This is a genomic window from Pantoea latae, from assembly GCF_002077695.1.
Lineage (GTDB): Bacteria > Pseudomonadota > Gammaproteobacteria > Enterobacterales > Enterobacteriaceae > Pantoea > Pantoea latae.
This window is the reverse complement of the sequence record NZ_MWUE01000003.1, coordinates 236529-254629: the sequence shown is the minus strand read 5'-3', so window position 1 is coordinate 254629 and position 18101 is coordinate 236529. Positions and strand designations below refer to the sequence as shown.

At 61.0% G+C, this 18101-nt stretch carries 11 protein-coding genes; all 11 read right to left on the bottom strand.

The window, feature by feature from the left end; translation table 11 throughout:
* Positions 1-31 precede the first annotated feature (31 nt).
* Positions 32-1300 carry an urea ABC transporter substrate-binding protein gene (urtA, locus tag B2J69_RS01315; RefSeq protein ID WP_081135204.1) on the bottom strand — a complete coding sequence of 423 codons (1269 nt, stop codon included), beginning with the start codon at positions 1298-1300 and terminating at the stop codon, positions 32-34.
* Positions 1301-1329: 29 nt separating this feature from the next.
* On the bottom strand, positions 1330-2028 hold the full coding sequence (locus tag B2J69_RS01310; RefSeq protein WP_081135201.1) for a GntR family transcriptional regulator: 699 nt from the start codon (positions 2026-2028) through the stop codon (positions 1330-1332).
* A gap of 9 nt (positions 2029-2037) precedes the next feature.
* Positions 2038-5655 (bottom strand): urea carboxylase, encoded by a 3618-nt coding sequence (gene uca / locus B2J69_RS01305; RefSeq protein ID WP_081135198.1) that lies wholly within the window; start codon positions 5653-5655, stop codon positions 2038-2040.
* A 2-nt stretch (positions 5656-5657) separates the two neighbouring features.
* Positions 5658-7454 carry an allophanate hydrolase gene (gene atzF / locus B2J69_RS01300; RefSeq protein ID WP_081135195.1) on the bottom strand — a complete coding sequence of 599 codons (1797 nt, stop codon included), beginning with the start codon at positions 7452-7454 and terminating at the stop codon, positions 5658-5660.
* Positions 7455-7746: 292 nt separating this feature from the next.
* Positions 7747-9018 (bottom strand): OprD family outer membrane porin, encoded by a 1272-nt coding sequence (locus B2J69_RS01295; RefSeq protein WP_236722676.1) that lies wholly within the window; start codon positions 9016-9018, stop codon positions 7747-7749.
* A 331-nt stretch (positions 9019-9349) separates the two neighbouring features.
* Complete coding sequence (gene thiM, locus B2J69_RS01290) at positions 9350-10135, bottom strand: hydroxyethylthiazole kinase (RefSeq protein WP_081135188.1); 786 nt, start codon at positions 10133-10135, stop codon at positions 9350-9352.
* 23 nt (positions 10136-10158) lie between these two features.
* On the bottom strand, positions 10159-11004 hold the full coding sequence (locus B2J69_RS01285) for a sulfurtransferase (protein WP_081135184.1): 846 nt from the start codon (positions 11002-11004) through the stop codon (positions 10159-10161).
* A 2-nt stretch (positions 11005-11006) separates the two neighbouring features.
* Positions 11007-12338, bottom strand: a complete 1332-nt coding sequence (locus B2J69_RS01280; RefSeq protein WP_081135180.1) for an LLM class flavin-dependent oxidoreductase — start codon at positions 12336-12338, stop codon at positions 11007-11009.
* A 160-nt stretch (positions 12339-12498) separates the two neighbouring features.
* Complete coding sequence (locus B2J69_RS01275) at positions 12499-14088, bottom strand: ABC transporter substrate-binding protein (protein WP_081135176.1); 1590 nt, start codon at positions 14086-14088, stop codon at positions 12499-12501.
* A gap of 3 nt (positions 14089-14091) precedes the next feature.
* Complete coding sequence (locus B2J69_RS01270; protein ID WP_081135173.1) at positions 14092-15777, bottom strand: hydantoinase B/oxoprolinase family protein; 1686 nt, start codon at positions 15775-15777, stop codon at positions 14092-14094.
* Entirely contained in the window at positions 15774-17885 is a 2112-nt protein-coding gene (locus tag B2J69_RS01265) for a hydantoinase/oxoprolinase family protein (protein ID WP_081135169.1), read from the bottom strand. Before B2J69_RS01265 ends, B2J69_RS01270 begins: the two co-directional genes overlap by 4 nt.
* Positions 17886-18101: the final 216 nt, after the last annotated feature.

Genomic DNA, 18101 nt, shown 5'->3' with positions numbered 1-18101 from the left:
GTTAAGGCGAGGGTAAAGGCAAGCGGCGCGCTTACTGCGCTGATTTCACCGGATGATCGGGCTTCTTGTCGTTGCCGGGAATATAGGGGCTCCACGGCTGGGCGCGCACCGGCTGCTCTGTCTGCCAGACCACGTTGAACTGGCCGTTCTCTTCCACCTCGCCGATCATGACCGGCTTGTGCAGATGGTGGTTGGTCTGGTCCATGGTCAGGGTAAAGCCGTCCGGCGCCTTGAAGGTTTGACCGGCCATCGCCGCGCGCACCTTGTCGACGTCGGTGGTGCCCGCTTTCTCCACCGCCTGCGCCCACATATGCAGCCCGACCCAGGTCGCTTCCATCGGGTCGTTGGTCACCACGGTGTCGGCGTTGGGCAGCTTGTGCGCTTTGGCGTAGGCGCGGTAGTCGGCGACGAACGCCGCGTTGGTGGGGTTATCCACCGACTCAAAGTAGTTCCACGCCGCCAGCTGGCCCACCAGCGGTTTGGTGTCGATGCCGCGCAGCTCCTCCTCGCCCACCGAGAAGGCGATAACCGGAATGTCGGTGGCTTTAATGCCCTGGTTCGCCAGCTCTTTATAGAACGGCACGTTGGAATCGCCGTTGATCGTCGAGATCACCGCGGTTTTGCCGCCGGCGGCAAACTTTTTGATGCTGGAGACGATAGTCTGATAATCGCTGTAGCCAAACGGCGTATAGACCTCTTCAATATCCTTGTCCTGCACCCCTTTGCTGTGCAGAAACGCGCGCAGGATCTTGTTGGTGGTGCGCGGATAGACATAGTCGGTGCCGAGCAGGAAGAAGCGCTTCGCGCTGCCGCCATCTTCGCTCATCAGATACTCCACCGCCGGGATCGCCTGCTGGTTGGGCGCCGCGCCGGTGTAGAAGACGTTCGGCGACATCTCTTCCCCTTCATACTGCACCGGATAGAACAGCAGGCCGTTCAGCTCTTCGAACACCGGCAGCACTGACTTGCGCGACACCGAGGTCCAGCAGCCGAACACCACCGCCACCTTGTCCTGAGTCAGCAGCTGACGCGCCTTTTCCGCAAAAAGCGGCCAGTTGGACGCCGGATCGACCACCACCGGCTCCAGCTTTTTCCCCAGCACGCCGCCTTTGGCGTTGATCTCGTCAATGGTCATCAGCGCCACATCTTTCAGCGGCGTTTCAGAGATCGCCATGGTGCCGGAGAGCGAATGCATAATCCCGACCTTGATGGTCTCCGCCGCCTGCGTTGCGAAGGCGAATCCCATGCTGGCGACAGAGGCGGAGAGCGCGAAAACTTTAAGCAGCGAGCGTCTTTTCATTCGTAAACCCCTAAATGTGTTATCTGTTTTTATTCAATGGGTTGAAGTCGGGCCTGGTGCAGCATATGCAGCGTGATCTTGCGAACCTCGGCCTTACTGACGGCAATATGGTCGGTTAAAATGCGCTGAGCCTCCTCGGTGCGTTGCTGAAAAATCGCCCGTAAAATGCGGGCGTGTTCCTGATAGGTCGCGTCGATGCGATCCTCGCGCGTGAAGTCGAGGCGGCGGATGATGCGGATCTTTTCCGTCAGCTCGGCGTGCACGCGCGCCATTTCGGGATTGCCGGTCGCGGCCACCAGCGTGAGGTGAAACGCCTCATCCTGGGCGGAAACGGCGCTGCCCTCCTCCAGCGGCGCCGCCTCGATCCAGAAGCTGTTCAGCGCTGCCAGCGTCTCGGCGCACTGCGCCGGTGGCAGGGCGCAGAGGCGGCGCACCGCCTCGCGCTCCAGCACGGTGCGAAAGTCGTACAGCGACTCGAAGTAGTCGAAATCGAACGGCTTTACCTGCCAGCCGCTGCGAAACCAGACTTCGACGTAGCCCTCGCGCTCCAGCCTGAACAGCGCCTGACGCACCGGCGTGCGGCTGACCGTCAGCCGCTCGGCGATCTCGTTTTCGCTGAAGCGATCGCCCGGCATCAGGCGGAAGGCAAAAATATCCTGCTTCAGCGCCTGATAGACCTTCTCGGCCAGCGCTTCGGGACGGTTTTTGCTGCGGGGGCGATGTTCCATAACCTCTCCTTATTCCAGCCAGAGCAGGGCGTCGCCGGGGCTGACCGGGCGTCCCGCCTGACAGGCGATGCGGGCCACCGTGCCGTCCTGCGGCGCGACAATCGCCAGCTCCATCTTCATCGCTTCGACGACGATCAGCGTCTCGCCCGCCTTGACGCTGTCGCCCGGCGCCGCGAGGATCTTCCAGATGTTGCCGTTCATATCGGCGCGCACCGCCACGCCGTGCTCCTCGCTCTCGCTCGCCTCTGGCGCCGCGTCAGCCACGGGCGGCGCGCTCTGATCTTCCTGCGCCCACAGCGCCACTTCGCGCTCGAACGCGGCGGCCTGGCGCTGACGGAAGTCGGCGATCGGCTCAGCGTTCTCCGCCAGGAAGCGCTGATGGGCGGCAAAATCGAACAGCGTCTCTTCAATGCGGATCGCGGCGCGTCCCTCACGGAAGTCGTCGCGCAGCTGCGTCAGCTCCGCTTCGCTGACCGGATAGAAGCGCACCTGATCGAAGAAGCGCAGCAGCCAGGGCTCATCCGCGGCAAACTGGCTGTTTTTCAGAAACTTGTTCCAGATCGGCAGGGTGCGGCCCACCAGCTGATAGCCGCCCGGCGAATCCATGCCGTAAATGCACATATACATGCCGCCGATGCCGACCGTGCCTTCGGCGGTAAAGGTGCGCGCCGGGCTGTATTTAGAGCTAAGCAGGCGATGACGCGGATCGATCGGCACGGCGCACGGCGCGCCGAGATAGACATCGCCGAGGCCGAGGATCAGGTAGCTGGCCTCAAACAGGGTGTCACGCACCGCCTCGCGGCTCGCCAGCCCGTTAATGCGCTGAATAAAATCGACGTTGTTGGGCAGCCAGGGCGCGCTGGCGCGAACCGTTTCCTGATAGCGCTCTACCGCGCCGAGGGTGGCGCTGTCTTCAAACGCCATCGGCAGCCAGACGATGCGCGATGGCACCTGCAGCTGGCTGACGTCGCCGAGATTCGCCTCCAGCTCCAGCAGCAGGCGCATCAGCTGCTGCTGGCTGAGGATCAGGCTGTCGTAGCGCACCTGCAGCGAGCGCACGCCCGGCGACAGCTCTTCGACGCCCGGCACCGCGCGTTCGCGCAGCGCCTGCATCAGCAGATGCACGCGCAGGCGCAGCGCCAGATCCAGCACGTTATCGCCATATTCGATCAGCACATATTTGTCGCCCGCCTGGCGATAGCTCGCCGCCGGGGTAGTGGCCGTTGCCGGCAGCGCCGCCAGCAGCGTGGCGGAGCCGATGGCGCTCGCCGCCAGCGAGGGCACGGGGAAGGCGGGCGCATGGGCGCTGCGCAGCGTGGCAATGCTGTGCGCTTGCGCTTTCTCCAGCGCGACCGCTTCGTCCGCGCTGATGGGGTGGAAGCGGATGCGATCGCCGGGTTTCACCTGGCCCACTTTCCACAGCTCCGCTTTGGCAATCGTCACCGGGCAGACAAAGCCGCCCAGGCTCGGGCCGTCATGGGTCAGGATCACCGGGAAATCGCCGGTGAAGTTCACCGCGCCGATGGCGTATTCGCAGTCGTGCACGTTGGAGGGATGTAGCCCCGCTTCGCCGCCGTTGGCGCGCGTCCAGCTCGGTTTCGGCCCCACGAGGCGGACGCCGAGACGGTTGGAGTTGTAGTGCACCTGCCAGTCGCTGGCGAAGAACTCGTCGATGGCCGCCTGGGTAAAGAAGTCGGGCGCGCCGTGCGGCCCGTAGAGCACGCCGATGCGCCACTCGTTGCCGTAGTGCGGCACCAGCGCGTGATCCAGCGCTTCAGGGGCGCTGACCGGCGCAGGCGTGGCGCAGGCCGCCAGCGCTGGCTGGGAGATCGGCAGCATATCGGCCACGCGCAGCGTGCGCCCGGCGTGCCCGCCAAACTGGCCGAGAGAGAAGGTGGCGCGGCTGCCGAGGTATTCCGGCACGTCGAGGCCGTTGCGCACCGCCAGATAAGTCCGGCAGCCGCTCTGCGCCCGGCCCAGCGTCAGGGTTTGCCCGGCGCGCACGGCGATCGGCTGCCAGCAGGCGACCGCTTCGCCGTCCAGCTCCGCCGCGCAGTCCGCGCCGGTCAGCGCGACAGTGGCGTCGCAGTGGAAGCGCAGCGTCGGACCCTGCAGGGTAAACTCCAGCCCGGCGGCGCTGGCGTGGTTGCCGACGATGCGGTTCGCCAGGCGAAAGGCAAAATCGTCCATCGGACCTGACGGCGGCACGCCGATATCCCAGTAGCCAAGGCGGCCGGGATAGTCCTGAATGGTGCTGAAGGTGCCGGGCTGTAGCACCTCGATCGCGCTGGCGGCGGGGGTAAAGGCGTCGAGAAAGCGCGTCCATACCTCGCCGCGGCGAAAGGCGTCAGTGGCGATAATCTGGCGTAAATAGTCGAGGTTGGTGGCGATGCCGTGCAGCTGGGTGGCATCAAGCGCCTGCTGCAGCTTCGCGATCGCCGCGTCGCGCGTCTCGGCGTGGACGATCAGCTTGGCGATCATCGGATCGTAAAAGGCGGAAACCTCGGCGCCGCTGTCGATGCCGCTGTCGACGCGCACGCCCTCGGGGAACACCACGCTGGTCAGCACGCCGGGACTCGGCTGAAAGTTTTTCAGCGGATCTTCGGCGTAGAGCCGTACCTCCAGCGACGCGCCCTGCGGCGCCTGCTGCAGACGCGCCCAGTCGAGGGGATCGCCCGCGGCCACTTTCAGCATGCACTCCACCAAATCGAGGCCGGTGACGCACTCGGTCACCGGATGTTCCACCTGCAGGCGGGTATTGACCTCAAGGAAGTAGAACGCATCCTGATCGGCATCGTAGATATACTCCACCGTGCCCGCGCTGCGGTAGTTGACCCGTTCGCCGAGCCGCACGGCTGAGGCGAGCAGCGCGTCGCGCGTGGCCGGCGGCAGGTTCGGCGCCGGGGTCTCCTCCACCACTTTCTGATTGCGGCGCTGTAAGGAACAGTCGCGTTCACCGAGCGCGATCACCTTGCCGCTGCCGTCGCCGAATATCTGCACCTCAACGTGGCGCGCGCGATCGATGCAGCGTTCGAGAAACACCCCCGCGTCGCTAAAGAACTGCTCGCCGAGGCGGCGCACGTTCTCCCAGGCGCTGCGCAGCGCCTCGGCGTCCGCGCAGCGCGTCAGGCCGATGCCGCCGCCGCCCGCGGTGCTTTTCAGCATCACCGGATAGCCGATCTGCGCGGCGGCGCGCAGGGCGTCGTCGAGGGAGTCGAGCAGCGGCGTGCCGGGCGTCATCGGGACGCCGGCGTCGGCGGCCAGCTCACGCGCGCGGTGTTTCAGGCCAAACTCGCCGATCTGCTGCGCCGTCGGGCCGACAAACACGATGCCCGCCTGCTCGCAGGCGTCGGCGAAGGCGATGCTTTCCGAGAGAAAGCCGTAGCCCGGCCAGATCGCCTGCGCGCCGGTTTCCCGTGCGGCGGCGAGCACTTTGTCGATGCGCAGGTAGCTGTCGCTCGCCTTGTCGCCGCCGAGGGCAATCGCAATGTCCGCCTCTTTAACGTGGCGCGCGTTGCGGTCGGCGTCTGAGTAGATGGCGACGCTGGTGACGCCGAGGCGCTTCAGGGTGCGGATGGCGCGGCAGGCGATCTCGCCGCGGTTGGCAATCAGAACGGTGCTGAACATGGTTAGTGGTTCTCCTGTGACGCCAGCCAGCGGCGCCAGCCGCCGAATTCAGTGATCTCTAGCGCCTGCGACAGCGCCGCCGGCTCGCAGATAAAGCCCTTCACGCTGCGTCCGTCCGCCAGCGTCAGCGAGCCGATGCCGAGCGGCGCGGGGATCTCCGCGACAAATTCGCCGAAGCGCGCCAGCGGGATATCCCACAGCTCAACCGTAATGGCGGCGCCCTGCGCGTCGCGCAGCAGCCCCGGCTTTTTAATCGGGCCGTCAAGCAGGGCGAACAGGCGGTAGCTGCTGGCGGTTTGCGTCTCTTCCACCAGCGTCGCGCGGCGGGTGGTGAGCTGAAAATTGAGCGGCATGCCGGTCAGGTGCGCGCCAACCACCGCCACACGCACGTGATCGGCAGAGACAGGCAGCGCCGCAGGCTGAGCAGGGCAAGGCTTGCCGGTGGCACCGAGCGGCAGGCCCAGCTGCGCCTGCCAGCGCAGGCCAAAGGTCGCCAGCGCGCGGTCGTGCCAGGCGGGCGCGATCAGCGTAATGCCTGCCGGTAAGCCGTCGGCGCGGAACGGGCCAGGCAGCGCCAGCGCGCTGAGGTCGGCCAGATTGGTGAAGTTGGTATAGGTGCCGAACTGCGAGTTATAGCGCACCGGCTCCTGCTGCATCTCTTCCAGGGTATGAATGGTGGGTGAGGTCGGCACCACCAGCGCATCGAACGGCGCCAGCGCCTGCTCGATCTGGCGCGTCAGCTCGGCGCGCAGGTATTCCGCCTGGTAGGCCTCTACCGCGCTGTATTTCAGGCCGCTGCTGACAATCTCATACACCACCGGATCCATCTCTTGCGGGCGGTTAAGCATCTCGCCGACCGCCACGGTGCGCTCAGCGACCCACGGGCCGTAATAGAGCTGCTCCGCCAGCTGCTGAAAAGGGGTGAAGTCAATCGGCTGCAACACGGCGCCGCCGGCTTTCAGCTGCTCCAGCGCCGCCAGCCAGGCCGCTTCGGCCTGTTTGTCGTCAAAGAATTCCGGCGCGGCGGGAACGGCGAAGGTTGGCTGCGCCTTGATGCTGGCGGGAACGTTTTTCGGGTGGCGACGGGAGTAGGCTTCGTCCTCGTCATAGCCGCCTGCGACCGTGGCGACGGCGAACGCGTCTTCCACGGTGAGCGCGAACACGGAGAGTGTGTCGTTGAGTCGGCAGGCGGGCAGCACGCCGCGCGCCGAGAGCCAGCCTTTAGTTGGTTTCAGGCCGACGATATTGTTAAAGCCGGCCGGTACGCGCCCGGAGCCAGCGGTGTCGGTGCCGAGCGAGAAGCCGACCAGCCCACGCGCCAGCACCGACGCCGAGCCTGAGCTGGAGCCGCCGCTGACGTAGCGCGGATCAAAGGTGTTGCTAACGGCGCCATAGGGCGATCGGGTGCCAACCAGGCCGGTGGCAAACTGATCCAGATTGGTTTTGCCTATCATCACCGCGCCGGCCGCTTTCAGCTGCGCAACGGCAAAGGCATCCGCCTCGGCGGTATAGGTCAACGCCGGGCAGGCGGCGCTAGTGGGCAGGCCGGCAACGTCGACATTGTCCTTTACCGCAAAAGGCACGCCGAACAGCGGCATCGCCGACGGATTATCTAAATAACGCGCCAGCAGCGGTTCAATTTGCGCCTGTAACTGTTCGGGAGAGATCAGGTAAATCCAGGCGTTGTCCTCGGCAGGAATATCCGCGAGGTGGGCGCGCAGGATGTCGCTTATTTGGCGCGGGTTATCGTGATAACACGCCTGCCACGCTTTCAGGGTAAAGCCAAAGGTTGAGGCCATAGTGAATTCCAGCTGGTATACAAGATGGAATACACTCAGCAAAAGCTGTGCCATTAATATAACTTGATGTTTTACAGGTATATTTATTTGTGTCGGAATTTATGCTGCTGCATAAGAGTGCAGTTTATGCACCAGATGGGGATAATTTTTTCTTATGGATAAGCTACGCGAGCGGCTATTTTTTTCTGGTTAATGGGGATATTTTCAGACGTGGCGGGAGAGGGTTTGCATAACCCGTGGCGGCGGGGCCGCCACGGGTTTAATCAGCACATTTTTCAGAGCAGACGCGCCATCAGAATATCCCGAACGGATATTCCACGAAGACGCGAACTTCATTGCCGCCGATATTATAATCCGCCGCGTCCGACGAGACGCGCAGCACCGAGTAGCGCAGCTTCAGGCGCAGATCTTTCGCCAGGCCATCCTGCACTTTGTACTGGATCTGGTTAAAGAACTCATGTTCATGACCATTATCCGTCGCCGAGGTTTTGATGTTATCGCCGCGCACATAGGCCACGTCGTAGCTCAGGCCCGGCAGCATCACGCCGCCGAGATCGACAGAGTAGGCCAGCTGCCAGGAGCGCTCATCCTCGCCGTTGAAATCTGACCAGTAGGAGTTAGCCAGCCAGATGGTGTTGCCGCCGTCGCCGACGCCGCCCTGATTACGGTATCCGCCGTAGTGGTAGCCGGTGCTGCCGCTGCTCTGCTGATAGGCGAGTTTAAAAGTATGGATATCCCAGATATAGCTCGCGGCGAGGCTCCAGATGGTGTTACTGCGGCCAGTATCCAGGCTTTGCGCGTAATTCTGATCGAGACGTGAGTTATAGCCGTTAAAATCGAGCGCGAAGCGCTGATCGTCAGCGATCGGCTGCTGATATTTCATGCCCAGATATTGTTTATTAATCACGTCCTGAACGCTGGAGGCATAAAAGGCGCCGCTGAAACGCGGATTAAACTGGTAGCTCGCGCCGGCGAAGCTCAGGCTATTCAGGCCGGTGTCATGGCTGTCGTCGCTTTTTTGCTGCTCGGCGGTGAAATATCCCGCGCTAATATCGAGCCCGTCGATCTCTTTTGAATCCAGCATAAAGCCGGTAAAGGTTTCATTCAGCAGACGGGATTCGTCGGCATACAAAATCGGCAGCACCGGGCGTTGCGTGCCGTAGCTGAATACAGTGTTGGAAAAGCGCATTTTCGCCGTGGCGCCGAATTTCGCTAAATCGGAACGGGCGCGGCCGCTATTATCCTGCGCAAAGAAGTCGATGCCGCCCGCGCCGCTGCGTCCGCGTCCGCCATCCAGACGCACCGCGTATTGACCGATGGCGTCGACGCCAAAGCCGACCGGACCCTGGGTAAAGCCAGAGGTGTAAGTGGCGATAATCGCCTGGCCCCATTCCGCGCGATCGCGGACGCCCTGATCTTTATAGTCACGATCGATATAAGCGTTGCGCAGCAGCATATTCAGATGACTGTCTGCGATAAATCCATTGTTTTCCAGCCCGGAACTGGCGAAGGCAGCGTTTACGCTAAGCGCGGTAAACAGTGCCAGTGGCAAAACTTTATTCACGTTGTGTTGACCTGTTATTTTTAAAATTGTGTAGAAAGTGCGCATAATTAGCAGGGCGTCCTGCTAAGGCCGCACAACTTAGCACTTTTTTGGCAGGAAACTGAAAAGATTTTGCCGGATAGCATGAACGATTAAGTTAAGGCGCAACAGTCACGACAGGTGAGTAATTAAGCGTGGAATAAAGGTGCCGCAAAAAAATAATATCGCGTGCAGGCGGCAGCGTTATTTATAGGGCAAAGCGCGCCGGGTTAGCCGTTCTTTTGGCGTAGCGAAAGGGTAGGCGGCGCGCACGGGAATCAAAAGAGTGCAGCGTCCCTGATGGGACGCAGGTTCAGGCTTCATCCGCATCCAGCAGTGACAGCTCATCCAGGAACTGAATGGCAAAACTTCCGGTGCCGCGCGCAGACGACGCGCGCTGGCTGGCTTCAGCATAAAAGACATGCGCAGCGGCAACGGCCGTCAAAGGATCCGCTGGCGTTGACAGCAGCGCGGCGGTTAGCGCGCCCAGGCTGCATCCAGCGCCCGTTACCTGCGTCAAACGGATATCGCCGCCCTCAACCGCCAGCGTTTCACGACCATCAGTTATGAAATCCACTGGGCCGCTTACTGCCGTTATACAGCCGAGGCGACGGGAAAAGTCGTCAATGAAGGGCAGCGCGTCCTGTGACGTCAGGGTTGTCTCCACGCCTTTACCGCCTCCTTTGCCGCCCGCCAGCGCGATCAGTTCCGAGGCGTTGCCGCGAATAGCGGTGGGTCTGAAATCCAGCAGTCCCTGCACCACCCGATCGTATTCGCTGGCGCCTGCGCCAACCGCGACCGGATCCAGCACCCAAGGCACGCCGGCCTCATGCGCCGCGCGCGCGGCCTGACGCACCTCATGGGGCGTATTGCTCATCAGGCAGGCCGCGTTAATCCATACCGCGCTGGCATGGCTGCCAAAAGCCTGCTGCCAGTCTAACGCGGCGCCTATCGCCGGGCCGGCGCCTACTGCCAGCAACACGTTAGCGGAAAGGTTGGCGGCAATATAGTTAGTTAACCCATAGCAAAAGGGTTTGTTCTGCCTGATATGGCGAAGGGCGTCGCGAACCGCACGATCGCGCCAGCTTAATGCCTGCATAGCGGTTTCCTTTTATTAACAGATTATCTGCCAGCACCGCTGGCAACCGGGCGTGAGATATCGCTCAACCAGCCGTTGAGCGAGTCGTCATACAGCAGAAGGGCATGCAGGGGGTAGCCAGCGGCCACCAGCGCCAGCGCCAGACCTGCGGCGTTAATACCGCCGCCGCAATAAAGCACTAACTCCTCAGGCGGCGCAATCCGTGCGGAACGCAGCGCTGCCGCTACGCGGCCCGTATCGATCAGGCCATCCTCATCAAGCAGTTCGGGATAGGGCAGATTAACGCTGCCGGGGATATGCGCCTGCTGAAAAGGCTCGCGCCGTAGCGCACAAACCAGCGGACGCTGCCGCTCCTCAGCCACAGATTCCGTCGAAACCAGCGCGGGTCGTGCGATGCCGAGCTGTACGCTGCCGCGAACCACAGGATGCGCGGCCCCGCTTTCCACCGGCTGAGCAAGACGCTGCCAGGCGGCAAAGCCGCCATCCAGCGCGCGCACGTTTGACCAGCCATAGAGCGCGACCAGCAGATACCAGACGCGCGCAGCATATGCGCCATTAAGTTGGTCGTACACCACCAGCAAACTTTGCGGATTAGCGCCGATGGCCTGAAGCGCAGACGAAAGCTGCTGCGCGCCGGGCGCAGTAAACAGATAAGCGGCGTCCGGCTGAGAAAAATCGCCAAAGAGGTCGGCAAACTGCGCGCCAGGAATATGCTGCTGCGTGAATAGCTCATGGCCGGAGGCAAAGGTTGTCTGACCGCTGCTATCTAACGAACGGTCGACGGAGCAGTCGAGGATAATGACGTGCGCATGATGTTGCGCCAGCCACGCTGCGGAGACTAACGGCCCGGATGGAAAGGTCACGGTCATCGTCACCTCCGCAACGCGCGCTGCTGCCACGCGTCCCGGCTGGGGCGTTCCAGACCAAAGTGCTCGCGTGCGGTCGTGCCCTGATAGTGGCTTTTATGAAGCCCCCGACGCTGCAGCTCCGGGACCACGTAGCGGGCAAACTCCTCAAACGCGCCCGGCAGGTGGGTCGCCTGGATCATAAAACCATCGGCGGCGCCCTGTTCCAGCCACTGCTCCATGGTATCGACAACAGAGGAAACGGAGCCGATCATGTTGCCCTCAGTGCGTGCGCCGTACCAGCGCCCGATGTCGCGGATACTCAGCTTCTCACGCTGGGCAAACTCCCGCACCTCATCATAATGACCCTGCACGCCCACCTCGCCGAGTTCGGGCAACGGGCCGTCAAGATCGTACCGAGTCAGATCGACATTCACGTGATAGGCCAGACGAGAGAGTCCCGCCAGTGGATGCACCCGTTCAGCGAAGGCACGATGCTTTTGCTGTGCATCCGTATCGCTGTCGCCCACCACAACGGTCGCGGCAGGCAAAATGCGTACCTGCTGCGGATCGCGTCCGTGGTCGGTGACGCGCTGCTTCATTTCCTGATAAAACGCGGTGGCCGACGCCAGGGATTCGTGGCTACAGAAAATGACATCTGCCCAGCGCGCGGCAAAATCGCGGCCGCTGGGCGATGCGCCCGCCTGGATCAGCAGCGGATAGCCCTGCGGCATGCGCGGAACATTAAGCGGTCCCTGCGTAGTGACAAAATCGCCGCGAAAATCAACCGAGCGGACTTTTGACGCAAGGCCAAATTCACCGGTCTGTTTATTTTGCTGTAGCGTCTCATCATCCCAGCTGTCCCATAGCTGAGCCGCGGCACTCACCACCTCTTCGGCGCGAGCATAGCGCGCCTCCCTTGGCGGCAGCGTCGGCTGGCCAAAGTTTTGCGCTTCCGCATCCTGAAACGAGGTCACAATATTCCAGCCTGCCCGACCGCCTGTAACATGATCAAAGGTCGCCAGCGCACGCGCCAGGTGAAAAGGTTCGTGATAGCCCGTCGAAAGAGTAGCAGCCAGCCCCAGATGCTCCGTGACGCCCGCCATCACGCCAAGGATCACCAATGGGTCGAGGCGAGGCGTTCCCGATCCCCACTGCACCGCAGGCGCAAAAGAGTTGCCAAGCGAACGCGGCACAGAGAGCGCATCAGGAATAAAGGCCAGATCAAAGCAGGCCGCTTCGAGCAGTTTTGCCACATGGCGATAGTAGTTTGCGGTCAAAAATCCGGGATCGGCGTCAGGATGGCGCCATCCCGAAGTGCCCATTGGGCCCGCATTGAGGAAAGCGGCGAGATGCATAGTCTGTAGTTCTCACTCCGGCTATAAACAGGGAAACGTATCCCGAACAGCCTCCCAACATAGAGCAATCCGCAGAGAACAATTAGATCGATTTATGCAAAGCTTAGCGTGCTAATAAAAATGGCAGGAGGCGCCGTCAGCCTCGGCTCCTCCTGTAGATTTACTTTTTATCCAGCCACACCTGAGAGAGATTACCCTCTATGCCGTCAGCGGTAACGGAGTGATCGTGCACCCGGCGGTTATAGAGAGTAATGAACTGCGGCGAAATCAGATTAATATCAGGCAGCTCCTGTTCGACAATTTTCTGAAACGCTTTAAATTCCTCGACGCGCTTCTGCGGATCGTTTTCCGTTTGCGCGGCCTCCAGAAGGCGATCGACTTCCGGGTTGTGATAATCCGAAGCGTTAGAAAAGGGGACACCTTTGCGGAAATTTTTCGACCAGTAGATGCGCTGCACGCCAACTGTTGGATCATACAGATTGCTGTGGCCATTGAGGGTAAACGCAAAGTCGCGATCGGTATAGATACGGCGCACGAAGCTGGAGAGATCCTGCGCGCGCAGCGTGACTTTGATGCCGATTTTTGCCAGCGCCGAGCGAGTATATTCCGCAGTTTTACGCAAATCCTCCGCTATCGGGTTGTAATCCAGCGTCACGCTGAAGCGCGTGCCGTCACTGCCTTTTGCATAACCCGCCTGATCCAGCAGCGCATTGGCTTTTTCAATATCAAACGCATACGGCGAGGGTGCAGGATCGTGATAAGCCTTAATGCCCGGCGCTATAGGTGAAGCGGTTACCTGACCGAGCCCGAAATAAGCTACCTGCAAAATCACATTACGGTTAATGGCGTGCGCCACTGCCTGACGCACGCGCAGGTCTTTGAAATGCGCGTCGTCGAGGTTGAACTGTAGCGAGCTGACGTTATAGGAATAACTGTTCCCTTTAGTCTCAAATCCCAGCTGGGGCAGCTGCTTAAGACGCGCGATGTCATTGAGCGCGACCGGGGTGCGATAACCCAGATCGGCATCGCCCGTTTCAAAGGCGACGGAGCGCGCAGCGGCATCCGGAATAAATTTTACTACCAGCTGATCGAGATAAGGCCGGTTCTTATCCCAGTAGTCGGGGTTGCGCCGGTAGAGGATATAGCTGCCGCGCACCCATTTATCAAAAATGTAGGGGCCTGTACCCACCGGTGCATTATTGTGCGGGTTGGTCAGCGGATCGCTCCCTTCATAGATATGCTTTGGCACGATGGGCGATTCCGCCGCGGCAAACGCTTTGATCAGATAGGGCGCCGGCCGGGACAGCACCAGCACGGCGGTCAGCGCATCGGGCGTTTCCACCTTCGTGACGTTGGCGAAGGTGCTGGATGCGCGCGGATGCACCTTTTTCAGCAACTCAATGGAGTATGCGACGTCTGCCGAGGTAAACGGCTGGCCATCATGCCATTTAACACCAGGGCGCAGATGGAAAGTATATCGCGTGCCGTCGGCGCTGATCTCCCAACGGGTCGCCAGCTGCGGCTGCGGGTTAAGATCGTAATCGTAGCTGAGCAGCCCTTCGGTCACTTTGGCGCTGACGCTGAGCGCGGGCGTGGCAACGGTGGTCAGGGCGATAAGCGCGGGCGGTTCGTAGTTCAGCACCAGGTTCAGCGTACCGCCCGTCTGGGGTTCCGCAGCCTGCGCGCCGCCGCTAAGCAGCGAGACGCCCAGTGCAGCCGCTAACAGCGAGCGGCGAAAAAGTGGCAGCATGGTTTACTCCGTTTTATAAGTCAGTCGGACATCGTGCCCATAGATTTCAGCGGCGGATTCACTACTGATTAGCTGGTTGGCGATATCACGCGCAACCAGGGCTTCCGGGCGGTTTACCGGCTTGCCCAGCCCGCCTCCGCCAGGGGTTTCAACGATCAAACGGCTGCCTGGCGGGATCACCTGGCGTCCTTTGCCGGAGAGCGTCTCGCCGCTAGAGAGCGTGACGCGTCCCGGCGCGCCGGCGAGCCCGCCTTCCGCGCCCTGAGCAGGGAAGTGAATGCGATCCCAGGCGGCGCCCAGTTCCATCGGAAGCGCCTGACTGTGCGAAAGTTCAATGACCTGGCCCAGGCCGCCGCGCTGCGTGCCGGCACCGCCAGAATCCTGTCGATACTCTTTGCGCCAGAACAACACCGGGCTGATGGATTCCAGAATCTCCAGCGAGACATTGCGTACGCCACTGGGAAAAGAGGTGGTGGAGAGGCCGTCCAGCAGCGGGCGGGCGCCGGTGCCGCCGGTAGAGAAACTGGTGATAGAAAAGCGTGGCTGCGTCAGGGTATGACTGGCGTCGTACTGCGGCAGAATATGGCCGCCAGAGAGCTGAATGTTCCACAGGCAGGACGCGCCTTCAGCGGGCACCTCGCCGGGGCGAGCCTGGCGCAGACAGTTAAACACCACATCCGGCAGCATCTGCCCAATAATGTGGCGCGAGGTGACCGCTGCCGGGTAGGGCGCGTTAAGGATCGAACCTTCCGGCGCATCAATCTTGATGACGCCCAGCGATCCGGCGTTATTGGGAATATCAGCGCCGATCAGGCAGCGAATACCAAAAGAGGTATAGGCGTCGGTGTAGGCTTTCACCACGTTGATGCCTTTGGCCACAAAGCCCGCGCTGCCGGCAAAATCAACGTGAATGCCGTCATGGCCGATAGTCAGCTTCGCCTGTAGACGCAAAGGAGCGTCATAGCCGTCAACCCACAGCTCGCTTTCCCAGCTGCCTGTGGGCCAGCTGCGCACCGCTTCAAGCATCGCCTGTTCGGAGCGCGTCAGAATATATTCTCCAACGGCCTGAAGATCGGGCAGGGCAAACTCATCCAGCAGCGTGAGGAGTCGTCTGGCGCCCACATCATTACACGCCACCAGCGCCAGAAAATCGCCCTCGACCTGCGCCGGTTCACGCACGTTGGCTTTGACGATATTGAGTACGGTTTCGTCGAGCTTCCCGGCATGAATGAATTTGATAATGGGCAGGAACAGCCCTTCGTGCCAGATTTGCTGCCCGTCAGGGCCAGGCCCCAGACCGCCAATATCGATCACATGCAGCGTGGAGGCGAAGATCGCCACCGGACGCTGATGATGAAACACCGGCGTTACCATTGTGATGTCATAGAGATGCCCGGTGCCTTTCCAGGGATCGTTGGTCACCAGCACATCGCCCGGCTGCAAGGTCTCAACAGGAAACACGCGTAAAAAGTGTTTTACCGATTCGGCCATCGAGTTTACGTGCCCCGGCGTGCCGGTCACCGCCTGCGCCACCATGCGGCCATCCGGTAGAAAAACGCCAGCGGAGAGATCGCCCGCCTCGCGGGTTGCGGTGCCAAAGGCGGTGCGGATCAGCGCCTGCGCCTGCTCTTCCACCACCGAAATCAGTCGGTTCCAGATAACCTGATGCTGAATAATCTGTTGGCTCATTGCGCCTCTCCTGCAGAGTGTTGCCGTTCCAGCAGCAGATGCCCTTCAGGCGTGCTGCGCACGGAAAAGTGTTCATCCACCAGCGTGGTGGTTTCGGGATCGACCACCAGCAAGGGGCCTGGGCGCAGGTTTAAATCTTTAAGCTCAGCACGGCCGTACACCGGCACCTGAATGCGGCGCTGCTGGTGAAATGAGTAAAGCGTGCGGGCAGGGTTTTCGTTCTGGCTCTCCGCGTCGCCGTAGGGCGCGGTTGAGGCGATGGCGGGTGCTGGCGCGGCGGCTGTCACCGTCCAGCTGATGGCTTCGACGGCAACGTGATCCAGGCTGCGACCATAAAGCTGGCGATAGGTTTGGGTAAAACGCTGCTGCAGCGCCGCCAGACCCTGGGCATCAAAACGGTTATTTTCCAGCGCAATGGCGACTTCATGTCCCTGACCGGCATAACGCAGATAGACGCTGCGCTGCAGTGACACCGCTGCCGCTCTGTCAGACTGCTGCACAATATGCAGTGCCTGTTCGCTCAGGCTATCCAGCACCTCGTTAACTGCGGCAAAATCGGGATTGTCCAGCCGCTGATAAAAGCTGCGCACCGCCTGATAAGAGACCGGCGCCCAGAGAAAGCCAAGCGCCGAGCCTACACCTGCCGCATGAGGGATCACCACGCGGGTAATACCCAGCTTGCTCGCCAGTCGTGCGGCGTGTAAGGGGGCGGCGCCGCCAAAGGCGATAAGCGTGTAGCTGTCTACCTGTTTCCCTGATTCACTGGCATGAACGCGCGCCGCGTTAGCCATGTTTTCGGCAATGATCTCCGTTACCGCCAGCGCCGCATCGTCGATCGCCAGCCCCAGCGGTTCGCCGACCTGCACATTCAGCGCCTGCGCGGCTTTACTGACGTTTAACTCCACCTTGCCGCCAGCAAAGCGGGTTGGATCCAGCAGACCCAGCTGCGCGTTAGCATCGGTGATCGTGACCAGCTCGCCGCCAAGATTGTAGCTGACCGGTCCCGGCGAGGAGCCTGCGCTGTCTGGCCCTACCTGCAGGCGACGCAGATTGTCGATACGCGCAATGGAACCGCCGCCAGCACCAATCTCCACCAGATCGATAACCGGAATGCGGATGGGCAGGCCAGAGCCCTTCTGATGGCGATGGACACGGCCAAATTCGAAGCTGCGAGAGATTTGCGGCTGGAAATCATCGATAAAGCAGATCTTTGCCGTTGTGCCGCCCATATCAAACGACAGTACCTTGCTCAACGCCAGCTGACTGGCAATGTTGCTGGCGAGAATGGCGCCGCCCGCTGGGCCTGATTCCACCAGCCTCACCGGTTCGCTGATGCCGTTTTCCAGCGTGGTAATACCGCCGCCAGAGGTCATCAGGCAGGGCTCCACCCGCAGCCCGTGCGCGCGGAGCTGCTGTTGCAGGCGTTGCAGATAACCGGCAACCAGCGGTTGAACATAGGCATTGGCGCAGACGGTTGAGAGACGCTCATATTCACGGATTTCCGGACAGACATCGCTGGAGAGAGAAAACGTCACCTCCGGCAGCAGATCGCGCAGAATGTCTGCGGTGCGCTGTTCATGCTGAGGGTTGATAAAACTTTGCAGAAAGCCGATGCCAACGCTTTCGATATTGTGCGCGCGAAGTTCATCAGCCAGCGCGATAATCTGCGCTTCGTTTAGCGGGATGCGCACCTTTCCCTGCGCATCGATGCGCTCTTCAACTGTGAAGCGCCACCGGCGTTCGACCAGCGGACGGGGCTTTTGCAGAAAGACATCATACTGGGCAAAGCGGTCTTCCTGACCAATCTCGACCAGATCGCGGAATCCTGCGCTGGTGATCAGCGCGGTGCGCGCGCCTTTACGCTCAATTAGCGCATTGGTTGCCAGCGTGGTGCCGAGAATAAGCAGGTCAATATCGCCAAAACCAATGGCGGCCTGCTCCAGTACATCGCTGATGCCGGCGATCACCGCGCGCTCTGGCGCCGCCGCGCTGGTCAATATTTTGGCTGAGAACTGGGCGCTATTTCGCAGCATCACAATATCGGTGAATGTACCGCCTACATCAACGGCCACCCGGTTAACAGGTTTAACTTCAGGTCGTTCTGACATACCTTCGCCTTTACAGATAATTGAAGCGTGAGGGCGTCATTAACCAGGATTGGCTTTGCGTTGACTACTGAGTATTTCGGGTTAGTTCATGCGCCACAGGCATAAGAAGCCTGTGCGTCTGAATATCTCCGCAGCGGCAAAAGATTGCCGGAAATATTATTAAGATTAAAAAAGCGCGCCTGTTAGTTTCCCCTCTTCCAAAAGAGGGTGATGGAA